Annotated in this window: 8 protein-coding genes; 5 read left to right on the top strand and 3 right to left on the bottom strand. The window is 75.5% G+C overall.

All coding sequences use genetic code 11. From position 1 onward, the window contains the following. Window positions 1-27 precede the first annotated feature (27 nt). Together AB0D32_RS29190 and AB0D32_RS29185 are read right to left on the bottom strand one after the other, a co-directional pair. Window positions 28-1,419, bottom strand: a complete 1,392-nt coding sequence (locus tag AB0D32_RS29190; RefSeq protein WP_357097097.1) for an FAD-dependent oxidoreductase — start codon at window positions 1,417-1,419, stop codon at window positions 28-30. 73 nt (window positions 1,420-1,492) lie between these two features. Continuing rightward, on the bottom strand, window positions 1,493-2,839 hold the full coding sequence (locus tag AB0D32_RS29185) for an acyltransferase (RefSeq protein WP_357097095.1): 1,347 nt from the start codon (window positions 2,837-2,839) through the stop codon (window positions 1,493-1,495). A 283-nt stretch (window positions 2,840-3,122) separates the two neighbouring features. On the opposite strand from AB0D32_RS29185, the gene AB0D32_RS29180 reads away from it, so the two are divergent. The 3 genes from AB0D32_RS29180 (at window position 3,123) to AB0D32_RS29170 (ending at window position 7,308) form a co-directional block, all read left to right on the top strand. Then, window positions 3,123-6,362, top strand: a complete 3,240-nt coding sequence (locus tag AB0D32_RS29180; protein ID WP_357097093.1) for a hypothetical protein — start codon at window positions 3,123-3,125, stop codon at window positions 6,360-6,362. A 71-nt stretch (window positions 6,363-6,433) separates the two neighbouring features. Then, on the top strand, window positions 6,434-6,829 hold the full coding sequence (locus AB0D32_RS29175) for a hypothetical protein (RefSeq protein WP_357097091.1): 396 nt from the start codon (window positions 6,434-6,436) through the stop codon (window positions 6,827-6,829). A gap of 65 nt (window positions 6,830-6,894) precedes the next feature. Next, window positions 6,895-7,308: an SgcJ/EcaC family oxidoreductase gene (locus AB0D32_RS29170; protein WP_357097090.1), complete on the top strand. Its 414-nt coding sequence runs from the start codon at window positions 6,895-6,897 to the stop codon at window positions 7,306-7,308. 149 nt (window positions 7,309-7,457) lie between these two features. Here the strand turns inward: AB0D32_RS29170 and AB0D32_RS29165 are convergent, their stop codons facing one another. Beyond that, window positions 7,458-11,078, bottom strand: a complete 3,621-nt coding sequence (locus AB0D32_RS29165; RefSeq protein WP_357097088.1) for a BTAD domain-containing putative transcriptional regulator — start codon at window positions 11,076-11,078, stop codon at window positions 7,458-7,460. Window positions 11,079-11,457: 379 nt separating this feature from the next. On the opposite strand from AB0D32_RS29165, the gene AB0D32_RS29160 reads away from it, so the two are divergent. After that, on the top strand, window positions 11,458-12,126 hold the full coding sequence (locus AB0D32_RS29160; protein ID WP_357097086.1) for a DUF899 domain-containing protein: 669 nt from the start codon (window positions 11,458-11,460) through the stop codon (window positions 12,124-12,126). A 31-nt stretch (window positions 12,127-12,157) separates the two neighbouring features. Continuing rightward, entirely contained in the window at window positions 12,158-13,759 is a 1,602-nt protein-coding gene (locus tag AB0D32_RS29155; protein WP_357097084.1) for an MFS transporter, read from the top strand. Window positions 13,760-13,803: the final 44 nt, after the last annotated feature.

Genomic DNA, 13,803 nt, shown 5'->3' with positions numbered 1-13,803 from the left:
CGACCTCCGTGGGCCTCGGGATCCGCCTCAGCCGCGGTCGCGTGCCGTGGGGCGGGCCGGCGTCGGGCCCGACGGGGCGGCGGCGGAGCCGGCCGGCTGCCTGCCCGCCCGCAGCACGCGCAGCATCACCGAGGGGCGCATGATCGCCTGCGGCGGGTCGATCAGCCCGGCCACCCGCAGGAAGGCGTCCGTGACCCGACTGTCCCGGGTCGCGGCGGCGTGCACCCGGGCGATGTAGGCGTTGGCCATCCGCACCTTGAGCGGGCGCGGACCCTCCACCCGCGGGTGGGCCAGGTCGCCGCCGGCCGCGACCTCCCACGGGGCGTCGAGCTGTCGGGAGATGTCGGCGAAGAAGGCCCGCGGCCGGGGCGTCCCACCGTCGGCGAGGTGCCGGCGCAGGATCAGCGCCTCCAGGGCGGCGACCGTCATGCCCTGGCCGTAGACCGGGTTGAACGTGCAGACCGCGTCGCCGACCACGAGCAGCCCCTCCGGTAGCCGGGGCAGCCGCTCGTAGCGGCGCCGGACGCTGGCCGGGAACCGGAACGAGGCCGGCTCGTCGAGGAACTCCGCGTCCCGGATGGCGTCGATGATGTCGGGCACGGGCAGCGAGGCCGCGTACGCCAGGAAGCCCTCCCGGTCGGTCGGGGGCTCGTCGCCGAGGATGCCGGTGAGCGAGAGCAGCCCGGCGTCGCCGCCCAGGGTGGCGAGAAACGCGCCGCGCGGGTGGGCGGGGGTGGCCACCGGGTTGATCGAGACATCATTGTGGAACGGGTCGTGGGAGAAGCGGAACCGCGCGCTGGTGTAGGTGAGCCCGATCTTGATCCGTTCCTCCGGCACCGGGCCGTGGCCGAGTTCGGCCAGCCAGGTGGGGGTGCGGGAGCCGCGCCCGGTGGCGTCCACCACCAGGTCGGCGTCGAGCAGTTCGGCGGCGTCGGCGGCCCGGTGGTGGATCCGTACGCCGGTGATGCGCGTGCCGTCGGCGGTGGCGACCGGGGCGACGACGTCGGCGTCCTCGACGAGCCGCACCCCCGACAGGGCCAGCACCCTGCGCCGCACCAGCGCCTCGATGCCCGGCCGGTCGCCCCCGATCACCAGCAGGCCGGTCTCGGCGGGGCTGAGCCGGTGGCCGTTGAAGTACCACCGGATATGGGTGCCGAGGTCACCCGAGCGCATGCCGGCCCGGGCCACCTCGTCGGTGAAGCCGGGGAAGAGTTCCTCGATGGCCTGCTGACCCCGGGCGAGCAGGCCGTGCAGGTGCCGTCCCTGCGGGGCCCCGCGGCGTGGCCCGGTCACCCCGGCGAGCCGGTCCCGGTCCACCAGGACCACCTCGCGGTACGCCTCGGCGAGCACGCTCGCGGCGAACAACCCGGCCATGCTCGCGCCGAGGACGACGGCCCGGCCTCTCGCGGTGTCGCTCATCGTGTGGTTCCTCTCGGTTCGCCGCCGGGCGGACGTCCCACCCGGTACAGGGGTGCCGGTCTGCGGGTCGCGCTCATTCGGCGGGTACGGCGGGGGCGGTCTCGCCGGCCTTCGGCTCCCACTGGACCGCCGGGCGGGCCGCCGGTCGCTGCTCGCGTACCGTCCGTGGCGCCTGGGCCCCAGGGTCGACCGGTGCCCGACCCAACCAGGGGCGCAGCCTCATCGCCGGGCGCTCCACCAGGTAGAAGCTGAGCGTCGCCGTCACCACGCTGGCGCCGGCCACCGCGGCGGTCACCAGCCAGAAGTTGCCCGTGCCCAGCGGCGTGCCGGTCAGGTCGTAGTAGACCCAGAGGTAGAAGACGTGCCAGAGGAAGACCCCGTAGGAGACCCGCCCGAGGAAGCGCAGCACGGGGTTGGACAGCGCCGCCCGCATGTAGCCGGGCCGACCAGCCGGCAGGGTCAGCGGCGCCACCAGCAGCAGGGAGATGGTCAGGTAGAGGGCGTGGTCGACCATCGCCGGGCCGAGCGGCGGGTAGTTCATCTCGTTCGGGCCGCCCAACGGGGAGCAGGCCGCCGCGTAGGCCAGCACCGCGCCGATCCACGCGGCGCCCGGGTGCCGGATGAGGAACCGGTACGCGGCCGGCGTCCGCTCGGGCGCCACCTCGGCGACGGCGGAGAGGGTGGCCAGGGTCATGCCGAGCGCCAGGTAGCCCATGTACTCGGTCGGCCAGAGGTGCTGCATCGGGAAGGCGCCCATCGAGGGCAGGTGGTGGTAGGCGGCGAAGCCGGCGCCGGTCAGCACGATGGCACCCAGCGGCAGCAGCATCCGCCTCGCCCGGGCCCCCGGGTCGGCGGCGCGTACCGCCCAGCGGCGCAACGCCCAGGCCAGCAGCGGCAGGGTGAGGTAGAACGCGACCTCGGTCGCGAGGCTCCACGTCTGCTCCATGCCCGTGGGCATCGCGTTGGGCTGGTAGACGTGCAGCACGAGCAGGGGGCGCAGCACGTGCCACAGCCCGGTGACGGCGTCGGCGTTGAGCACCAGCAGCGCCGTTCCGGCCAGCACCCAGTACGCCGGCAGGATCCGCAGGGCCCGCCGCCAGAAGTACGGCTTCAGCGCCATCGACGGCCGGTCGGTGAGGGTGGCCAGTGCGAAGGGCCGGTAGAGCACCAGCCCGGAGAGGACGAAGAAGATCGGCAGGCTGACGTCCATGGTGTTCAGGATCGGCCCGGCGACGGGGTTTCCGGCCGCGCCGTACATCTCGGAGGCGATCACCCCGGTGCTCAGTGCGATGTGGGTCAGCATGACCATCACGGCGGCGACGCCGCGCATGCCTTCCAGCTCCGGGAAGAAGATCCTCGGCCGCGCCCGCTCGCCGGTGGCCGGTGTGGCCCTCGGCGCGTCGCCTCGCACTGCTGTCATCGTCCGCTCCTCACACGCCCGTACTGTCCGAAAAGGATCTGGTTGAGCCTTTGCTTCGGCCGACCCGGGCGCCCGGCGCGTCCGTCCGCTCCACTGTCGGATCGTGCGGCTCGCGTTCGGCGCGGCGCATCTTCCACCGTGCGCAGCCCGCAGTTCGGGCCGGTGGGATGAGCGCACGACGGGAGATGCGGCGACCGGTGCGGCCGGACGACGATCCTGACTGGACCAGGGACCACCGGTGATCGCCGGATCTGCGGCGGGCCGAGCGGCGGAAGGGGACAGGGTGGGCGACAGACGTACGGCAACCGGTGGAGCAGGGCGCCGTCGGACGATCACCGCGGCCCCGGGCGTGGTGGCCCTGGCCGCCGTGCTGGTGATCACCGGACAGCCGGCCCACGCGGTCCCGGGCGGCGGCACCGCGCCCGCACCGGCGCCGGCACCCGGCAACCAGCCCGACCACCGCGTCACGCTGATCACCGGGGACCGGGTCACCGTCTCCCCGGACGGCGCACGGGTCACCGTCGCCGCCGGGCCGGGCCGGGCCGGCACCCGCTTCACCAGCCACCGCGCGGGCGGGCACCGCACCGTCGTTCCGGAGGACGCCCGCCCGCTGGTCGCCGCCGGCCTGCTGGACCGGCGCCTGTTCGACGTCACCGCGCTGGTCCAGGCCGGCTACGACGACGCCCGCAGCCCCGGGCTGCCGCTGATCGTGTCGCGGCGCGGCGCCGACCCCGCGGCCGGTCTCACCGGGCCGGGACTGCGCACCACCGGCCGGTTCGCCACGGCCGGTGCGAGTGCGGTGACGGTGGCCAGGGCGGACGCCGTGTCGGCCTGGTCGGCGATCCGTGACCAGCAGGTCGGGATCGAGCGGATCTGGCTGGACACCCCGTTGGCCCCGGCGCCCGTGCCGGCACCGTCCACGACGCCGGCCCCGCCGGCGGGTGACGCGGGAGCGACCGTGGCCGTGCTGAGCACCGGCGTCGACGCCGAACGGGCCGGGCCGGCCGCGCGGGTGGCCGACCGGAAGGTGTTCGTCGGCGCGACCGCCGGGGACCGGAACGGACACGGCACGCGGGTCGCCGCCGCCGCGCCCGGCGCGACGCTGCTCGACGGCAAGGTCTGTGACGACGGCGGGCGGTGCCCGGAATCGGCGATCCTGGCCGGACTGGAGTGGGCCGCCGGGCGGGCCGACGTGGTCGACCTCCGCCTCGGCGGCGCGGGGCTGCGCGGCACGGGCCCGCTCGGCCGGGCGATCGACCGGATCGGCGACCGCACCGGCACCCTCGTGCTGACCCCCGCCCCGGAGGGGCCCGCCACGCAGGCCGGGCCTTCCGCGCTGGCCGGGCCCGCCACGCAGGCCGGGCCTTCCGCGCTGGCCGGGCCTTCCGCGCTGGCCGGGCCTTCCGCGCTGGCCGGGCCTTCCGCGCTGGCCGGGCCCTTCGCGTTGGGCGGGCACGTCGCGCGGGACTCCGGGGCCGGGGTCGTCTCCGCCGCCGAGCGGCCCGACCGGCGCGCTACCGGGCTGCCGCCCACCGGCGCGGTGACCGGCGCGGCCCTGCTCGCCCGGCGTCACCCGGGCTGGGAGCCGGACCGGCTCCGCGCCGCCCTCGCGGCGTCCGGGGTGGACGGCGCGCTCGACGTGGCGGCGCTGGCCCGGCGGACCGTACTACCCGCCACGGCACTGCTCGCCTTCGGCGTGCAGCGGTGGCCGCACACCGACGACCGGCCGCGGCAGCGGTCGCTCAGCTGGCACAACCACGGCGACCGGCCCGTCGAGCTTCGCCTCGACGCGGCGCTGACCGGCCCCGAGGGGGCCCCCGCCCCCGCCGGGGCGCTACGGCTCGGCGCGGCCACGGTGACCGTGCCGGCGGGCGGGTCGGCGAGCGTCACCGTCACCGTCGACACCCGGCACGACGGGCCCGACGGCCGCTACGCCGGCACCGTCACCGCCACCCCCGTCGGCGCGCCCGACCTGGCAGTCCGCTCCCGGGTCGAGGTGGAGAAGGAGGTCGAGAGCCACACCCTCACCGTCCGGCACCTCGGTCCCGACGGGCGGCCCACCGGCCGGGCGGAGACGATGCTGCTCGACCTCACCGGCGAGCTGCGGGCGCTGCTGTACGGCGAGGACGGCGTCGCCACCACCCGGCTGCCGAAGGGCCGGTACGTCCTCGTCGGCGACGTGGTCGACTTCGGCGACGCCGGCTCGACCTGGCACCGCCTGGTCCAGCCGGAGCTGACCCTCGACGGGGACGTGACGGTGACCGTCGACGCCCGGCGTGCCGCCCCGGTACGCACCACCGTCCCCCGTCCGGACGCGCGGACCGCCCTGGTCGACCTCGGCTTCGAGCGGCACGCCGAGGACGGGACCGGATTCAGCCTCGCGCTGGCTCTCGACGGCTTCGACGGCCTGCGCTCCGGGCAACTCGGCCCGGACCTGCCCGCCGACCGGATGACCGGCTACCTCCACTCCACCTGGGCGGTGCCCGGCCCGGCTGGCGACTTCCGGGACAGCCCGTACAGCTACGGGCTGCTCGACACCCGCCCGGGCGGCTTCTTCACCGGCTTCCGGCGGACGGTCGCCGACCGGGACCTGGCCGCGGTCGACGTACGGCTGGCGGCGCAGGTGCCGGGCCGCCGGGCGACCAAGGCCACCTTCGCCACCGCGCCCGGCGTCGCCGGGACCCTGGCCCCGCTGCTGCCGTTCAGCCTTCCGGCGCGCACGACGCACCTGCTGGAGGGCGGCGACACCCAGTGGAGCGGCGCCTTCGGCGAGAACGTTCCCGGCGCGGACGGGCTGCCCACCGAGGTCACGGCCCTCGGCCAGGGATACCGGTCCTACCAGGCCGGGCAGCGGTACACCGACCGGTGGAACGCGGCGGTGTTCGGGCCGATGTTCGACTTCGCCGGTCATGCCGGCCGGCGCGGCGACACCGTGTGGTTCGGCATCCCCATGTACTCCGACCAGGACTCGCACCGGGGCGGCTCGCTCACCGACACGGCGTCGACCCGGATGTACCGCGACGGCCGGCTGGTGGCCGAGTCCGGCGCCGGGAACCTGGAGACCGAGGTGCCGCCCGGGCCGGCGACGTTCCGGGTGGAGAAGCGGACCGCCCGGCCGTCGTACTCCGGCATCTCGACCAGGGTGGACGCGACGTGGACGTTCCGGTCGGACACCGCCGGCGAGGCCGGGGAGTCCTTCCCGCTCTGGGTGGTCCGGTACGCCCCGACGGTCGACGACCACAACCTCGCCCGCTGGGCGCCGGTGACCCTGCTGCCGGTGTCGGTGATGTCCCAGCCGGAGGCCCGTGTGGGTCGGGTCCGACAGCTCACCGTGCGGGTCTCCGTCGACGGGGGCCGCAGCTGGCGGCAGGCCCCGGTGGTGCCGGCGGGCGACGGCGGCTACCGGGCGGTGGTGCGTGCGCCGAAGGGGACCCGGACGGTGTCGCTGCGCGCCACCCTGGTCGACTCGCACGGCAACCGGGTGGAGCAGACCATCGTCGACGCGTACCGGTTCGCGCGGTGAGCCGGTACGGCACGGGCAGGCCGGCCGCTCCCGCGCCCGGGAGCGGACGGACCGGCCGGACAGGAGGAGGCATGGCAACGCTACCCAGGTGGGCCTCGCTGACGCTGGCCGTCGCACTCGCCGTCGGCACGGTGGGGTTCGGTCCGACCGCCGCCGCCGCTGCGGGTGCGGCGGCGCCGGAGAGTTGCGTGAGCGCCCCGAGCACGCCGGAGAAGAGCCCCACCGGCGTGGCGGTCCGGAGCGTGGCGACCAACGACTGCACCGTCTACGCCATCTTCTGGCTGATGCGCTACGAGTCCACCGACACGGGCTGGCGGACGGTGCTGGAGCGCTGGATGGACCCGGGGACGGTGAACCGGCTCGACTTCCCGTGCCGGGCCAGCGGCACCTGGAGCTACCGGGCCGTCGTCTGGGACCCCAACATGATGGGCTACCTGACCTCTCCCGAGGCCCGGATCACCTGCTGAGACGCCCCGCAGGCGCACGTCCGGACGCCCGCGGCGTACCGGTGACACGAGGAGGAGGAACGCACATGTCCGCACGCAATGCCGCCGTCGTGAGCGACGAGACGGCCGTACGGGACGTCGCGCGACGCATCGTGACGGCCTGGGCGGCCAACGACGCCGACGCGTTCGCGGCGATCTTCGTCGAGGACGGCACGCTCATCGGTGACGCCTACATGAAGGGCCGGAAGGAGATCAGCTCCTACATGGCCGCCGGGTTCGCCGGGCCCTACGCCGGGACCCGCGTCCTCGTCGAGCCGCTCGACGTCCGTTTCCTGACCGACGACATCGCGCTGCTGGTGACCCAGGGCAGCGTGCTCCTGGAGGGGGAGACGGAATTCGTCGCCGAGCGCGCCTTCCTCGCCACCTCCACGGTGGTCCGCGTGGACGGCGGGTGGAGCATCGCCGCGTACCAGAACTCCAAGGGCACCGCCGCCCGCTGACGACCCGTACGCGGTGACGGGTCGCCCGGCTACGACTCCACCTGCACCCGGCCACGGGACCGCGCGGGTTGCGTCGGCGCGTCCGGGCGGCCCGCCGCCCGGTGCCGGCCGTGGCCGCCGGTGCCGGGCGTCCGCCCAGGTCGGCCCGTTCAGGCGGGGCGGGGGAGACCGGCCACCAGCGTGCGGTAGGCCCCGTCGGGGCTCAGCGCCGTGCCCCGGTCGAACTCTTCGGTGAACGCGGTCGGGCCGAGCGCGTCCCGCGCCGCACCGGTGATCCGGTCGACGTCGCCCCGTTCCCCGGCCGGCAGCGGCGCACCCACCGAGGCCCGCGCCACGGCCGCCGCGCCGAGCAGCCGGGCGGCGTCGGCGTGCCGGCCGTCGAGCGTCGCCGTCCCGGCCAGCCCCTCCAGCGCGAGCGCCTGCGCCCGGGGATCGCCGATGGCGGTGGCCACCTCGAAGGCCTCGGCGTGCAACCCGTGCGCGCTCCGGGCGGCGCCGCGCTGCTCGGCGACGAAGCCCAGCTCGGCCAGGAGCAGCGCGCGTACGACGTCGGCGTCCAGACCCGGCTGGCGGGTCCACTCCAGGACGCCCCGCAACAACTGTTCGGCGGCGTCCAGCCGGCCCTCGCGGCGGGCCCCGAGACCGAGGCCGATCTGCGCGTACAGCTCCCCGGGCTTGAAGTTCTGCTCGGCGGCCAGCCGCAGCGCCCGCTCGTGGAACTCCCGGGCCCGGTCGTAGTCGCCGGTGAGCAGCGCGATCCGGCCCAGGCCGGAGAGCCGGTCGGAGGCCTCCAGCCACAACCCGAGCTCCTCGGCCATCCGCAGCCCGTCCCGGTGCAGCCTGGCCGCCTCCGGGTAGTCGCCGATCGCCTCCGCCCGCGAGGTGAGCGCGAAGGACGCCTGGAGCTGGCCCCACCGGTCGCCCAGCTCGCGGAACAGCGCCACGCTCCGCGCGCCGTCGCGGCTGGCCGCCTCCAGGTCACCGCGGGACTGGGCGTGCCCGGCCCGCAGGCTCAGCGCGGTGGCCACCCCCCACCGGTCGCCGAGCCGCTCGAACTGTGCCAGCGCGTCGTCGACCAGCTCCTGGCTGGTCGTGACGTCCCCCGTGTTGAGCAGTGCGAGCCCGAGGAAGCAGGCGGCCCGGGCCCGTCCCGCCGGGTCCTCGTCCGGCGGCCAGCCGGCCAGTGCCGGGGCCACCTGCGGGGCGTGGTCGCCGCCGGCCTCCAGCAGGGCGAGCCCCGCCCGCCAGCAGGTGGCCGCCGCCCGCACCGCGACCGGGACGGACGCGGGCACGGCGAGCGCCGCCTCGATCGACCGGCGCGCCTCGCGTAGCCGGCCACGCAGGTACCGGTACCAGGCCAGCGAGGTCGTCAGCTCCAGCGCGCCGGCCGCGTCGCCGTCGGCCAGCGCGCCGTCCAGCGCGCGGCGCAGGTTGGCCGTCTCCTGGTCCAGCCGCGCCAGCCAGCGCCGCTGCGCCGACCCGCGCAGCTCGTCGTCGGCCCGCCGCGCGAGATCGACGTAGTGGCGTCGGTGGCGCCGGCGCACCACCGCCACCTCGTCGGCCTCGCGCAGCCGCGCCAGGCAGTACTCGGCGACCGACTCGAGCAGCCGGTAGCGCGGCTCGCCGGCACCCTCGGTCATCACCACCAGCGAGCGGTCCACCAACCGTGCCAGCAGCCCGAGCACCTCGTCGGCGGGCAGGTCCCGGTCGGCGCAGACCGCCTCCGCGGCCTCCAGGGTGCAGCCGTCGGCGTGCGCCGCGAGGCGCCGCAGCACCACCCGCTCCGGCTCGGAGAGCAGCTCCCAGCTCCAGTCGATCATCGCGCGCAGGGTCTGCTGGCGCGGCGGAGCGCCGCGGTGACCGCCGGAGAGCAGCCGGAACCGGTCGTCGAGCCGGGTGACCAGCCCGTGTACGCCCAGCGCGCGCACCCGGGTGGCGGCCAGCTCCAGCGCGAGCGGGACCGCGTCGAGGCGGCGGCAGAGCTCGGCGACGTCGCGGGCGTTGGCCGCGTCCAGGGCGAAGCCGGGGGCGGCCGCGGTGGCCCGGGCGACGAAGAGCTGCACCGCGCTGGAACGGGCGAGCACCCCGGGCTCGGTGACCTCCGGGTCGGGCAGCTCCAGCGGGGGTACCGGCCGGACCCGCTCGCCCGCCACACCGAGCGGATCCTGGCTGGTGGCCAGCACGCGTACGCCCGGGGCATGCGGCAGCACCCGCTGGGCCAGCTCGGCGACAGGCTCCACGACGTGCTCGCAGTTGTCGAGAACCAGCAGCAGGGACCGGCCACGCAGGACGTCGACGAGGCGGTCGGCGGGGGTGGCCGGGGCGCCCGTGGGCCCGCGGTCGGCCCCGGTGGCCTCGCGGATGCCCAGCACCGCCAGCAGCGACCCGGCCAGCGCGGCGGGGTCGTCCGGGCGCAGCGAGGCCAGCTCGACCAGCCACACCCCGTCCCGGTACGCCTCGACGAGTTGGTGGGCCGCCTCGACCGCCAGCCGGGTCTTGCCCACGCCGCCGGGACCGACGAGGGTGACCAGCCGTTCGACGCGCAGCAGATCATGGACGTGGCGGACGGCCTCCGCCCGCCCGACCAGTGAGGTCAACGGGGCCGGCAGGTTGGTCCGCGGCGTCAACCGGCCGGGACCTGGCCGGCGCGGCACGGCCAGCGGATCGTCCGCGCCGCTCAGAACGCTCAGGTCACCGAGGCCACTCAGGTCACCGGAGCCGCTCAGGCTGCCCGTACCGCTCGGGTCGCTCCGGTCGCTCGCACCGCTCGGGTCGTTCCCGCCGCGGGGGGCGCTCGCGCCGCGGGGGTCGCTCGCGCCGCGGGGGTCGCTCGCGCCGCGGGGGTCGCTCGCGCCGCGGGGGTCGCTCGCGGCACTCGTGTCGCCCAGGCCACGAGGATGGTCCGGGCCACGAGGATGGTCCGGACCACGGGGATGGTCCGGGCCACGGGGGCGGTCGGGGCCGGTGGGGGAGCCGGCGCGGCCGGTGGCGGGCGGCGTCGCCGCCTCCGGCGGGTCGGCGAGCAACGCCGGATCGTGCGCCAGGATCGCCCGGTGCAGCGCCACCAGCTCGGGACCCGGATCCAGGCCCAGCTCGTCGGCGAGCTGCCGACGGAAGCGCGAGTAGCTCTCCAGCGCCTCGCCCTGCCGCCCGGCCCGGTAGAGGGCCCGCAGCGCGAGGGCGCGGGCCCGTTCCCGGAACGGGTGCAGGGCCACCAGGTCGGCGAGCTCCCCGACCAGCAGTTGGTGCTCGCCCAGGGCGAGGCGGGCCTCGGCCCGCTCCTCGACGGCCACCAGCCGCTGCTCCTCCAACCGGGTGGACAGCGGGCGGACGAAGGGCTCGTCGGCGAAGTCGGCCAGCACCGGGCCACGCCACAGCGCCAGGGCCTCGTCCAGCAGCGCGACGCGGGCCGACCAGGCGGCCGTCCCGGTGGCCCGCCCGACCAGCGCGCCGAACAGGTCGGCGTCGGTCTGCCCGGGCGCGGTGCGCAGCAGATAGCCGGGCGGTCGGGACACCACCAGGTCCCTGCCGCCGGCCTCCGCGTCGTTCAACGCCCGCCGCAGCTGCCAGACCTTGGTCTGCAGGGCGCCGCTGGGATTGGCCGTCGGTCGCCCGCCCCACAGGTCCTCGACCAGCCGGTCGACGGGGACGGGCCGGCCCTGGTGCGCCAGCAGGTCGGCGAGCAGGACACGGACCTTCAGATCGGGCACGGTGACCGGTGCGCCGCCCGTCGTCCAGACCGCCAGCGGACCGAGGAGCCCGAAACGCATGGCGTCACCGTAGCGCAGCGCACCGACGACGGGCGGTCACGTCGCGGCGCGGCGGCGCGGCGACCGGGAGTGGACCGGGAGCGCACCGGGAGTGGACCGGGAGTGGCGGGCGGCACAGTGGGACCCGCGACGGATCCGGCCCGGCGACGCGAGGGAGGCACACCGGAGTCGTGCGCGACCGCGTGCGCGGGCCCGATCGGCCTGGCCCGGTGGACCGCGCGGGCTGGCCGGAGGGCGAGCCCCGGCATCGCGGAAGCGTGCCCAGGCGTTCGGCCGGCGTCGTCCCGTGCGGCGGCCCGCGCCACCTCCGTGAGCGCAGCGTCCACGCCCGCCGCCGCTCCCGGCAGGGGGCGTCCGTGACCCACGAATGGAGAGACACATGAATCTGCCGACGATCGTGTCGCAGTCGGAATGGGAGGCCGCCCGGGAGCGGCTGCTGGTCAGGGAGAAGGAATCGACCCGGGCCCGGGACGCGCTGGCCGCGGAGCGCCGCAGGCAGCCGATGACGCGGATCCACAAGGAGTACGTCTTCGAGGGCCTGGGCGGCAAGGCCAGCCTGGCCGACATCTTCGACGGACGGCGTCAGCTGATCGTCTACCACTTCATGCTCAGGCCCGGGGAGTCGCACTACTGCGAGGGGTGCTCGATGTTCGTCGACAACCTCGGTCACCCCGCCCACCTGAACGCCCGGGACACCACCCTGGCGCTGGTCTCACGGGCGCCGCTGGCCGAGATCACCCCGCTCAGGGACCGGATGGGCTGGACGCTGCCCTGGTACTCGTCGTACGGCACCGACTTCAACACCGACCTCGGGCTGACCAGGAAGGAGGGGGAGTCCTTCGGGCTGAGCGTCTTCCTGCGGGACGGGGACGACGTCTACCGCACCTACTTCACCTCCGAGCGGGGGGTGGAGGCGCTCGGTAGCAACTGGACCCTCCTGGACCTCACCCCGCTGGGCCGCCAGGAGACCTGGGAGGACACCCCGGACGGGCGGCCGCAGGAGGAGCCGTACGGCTGGTGGCGGTTGCACGACGAGTACGACAACTAGGCGCCGCAGGCGATTCGGAGGAAGGACCACGATGGATGTGAACGCGAGCGAGGCGGAAGCGAGAGCCGGCCGGCGCGAGTGGATCGGCCTGGCCGTGCTCACCCTGCCCACCCTGCTGCTGTCGCTGGATCTGAACGTTCTCTACCTGGCGTTGCCCCACCTGAGCGCCGATCTGGCGCCGGACGCCGCCCAAACGCTCTGGATCATGGACATCTACGGCTTCATGATCGCCGGTTTCCTGGTGACCATGGGGACCCTCGGTGACCGCATCGGGCGACGCCGACTGTTGATGATCGGCGCGGCGGCCTTCGGGGTGGCGTCGGTGATCGCCGCCTACTCCACCAGCGCCGAGATGTTGATCGCCACCCGCGCGCTGCTGGGGGTGGCCGGCGCGACCCTGATGCCCTCCACGCTGTCGCTGATCAGCAACATGTTCCGCAACGCACAGCAGCGCACGATGGCCATCGGGCTCTGGATGAGCTGCTTCATGATCGGCGCGATCATCGGGCCGCTGATCGGTGGCCTGATCCTCGAGTCGTTCTGGTGGGGCGCGGTCTTCCTGCTGGGCGTACCGGTGATGATCGTGCTGCTGGTGGCCGCGCCGCTGCTGCTGCCGGAGTACCGCAACCCGGACGCCGGCCGTCTCGACCTGTTCAGCGTGGTGCTGTCGCTGGCCACCATCCTGCCGTTCGTCTACGGCCTGAAGGAGCTGGCCAAGGACGGCCTCGGCGTCCGGCCCGTCCTGGCGATGGTCGCCGGTGTGGTGATGGGCGTCATCTTCGTCGCCCGCCAGCGCCGCCTCACCAGCCCGCTGCTCGACATGCGGCTGTTCAGCAACCGGACGTTCAGCGCGGCCCTGGGCATCATGCTGCTCGGCGGGTCGACCATCGGCGGCATCGTGCTTCTCTTCACCCAGTACGCCCAGCTCGTCGAGGGCCTGTCCCCGCTGCGGGCCGGGCTCTGGATGCTGCCGTACGCGGTGTCCATGCTGGTCGGCTCGATGCTGGCACCGATGCTGGCGCAGCGGTTCTCGCCGGGCTACGTGGTCGCCGGTGGCATGGCGATCGCCGCGGTCGGCTTCGCGCTGCTGAGCCAGGTGGGCCCCACGGGCGGCCTCGGCCTCGCGGTGACCGGCCTGGTGATCGTCTACCTCGGGTTCGGTCCCGGTGCCGTGCTGGGCACCGACCTGATCATCGGGGCGGCCCCGCCGGAGCGGGCCGGCTCGGCGTCGTCCATGTCGGAGACGAGCACCGAGCTGGGGGTGGCGTTCGGCGTCGCGGTGCTGGGCAGCATCGGCACCGCCGTCTACCGCAGCGAGATCACCCCCGCCCTCCCCGCCGACCTGTCGGCGGAGGTCCGGGAGACGGCCGGCGAGTCGCTGGCCGGCGCGAGCGCGGTGACCGGGCAGCTCTCCGAGCAGGCCGGCGGCGCGTTGCTCGAGGCGGCCAGAGCCGCGTTCACCACCGGCTTCAACATGGCGGGCACGGTCAGCGCGGTGCTCGCGGTGATCCTGGCCGTGCTCTCGGCACTGCTGCTGCGCCGGGTGCGCCCGGCGGCCGAGGAACCGGTTGTCGATGCCTCGGCGGTCCCGGCCGACGGCACCGACGAGGCGCCCGCGTCGGCCCGGCACTGACGGACCGACGCGGCGCGACCGTGCGGCCGGGGTGGAGCGCTCCA

Origin of the sequence: Micromonospora sp. NPDC048170 (assembly GCF_040652795.1) — a bacterium.
In the GTDB taxonomy this organism is placed as follows: domain Bacteria; phylum Actinomycetota; class Actinomycetes; order Mycobacteriales; family Micromonosporaceae; genus Micromonospora.
The sequence above is the reverse complement of the archived record's forward strand: the minus strand, read 5'-3'. Positions and strand labels throughout refer to the sequence as shown.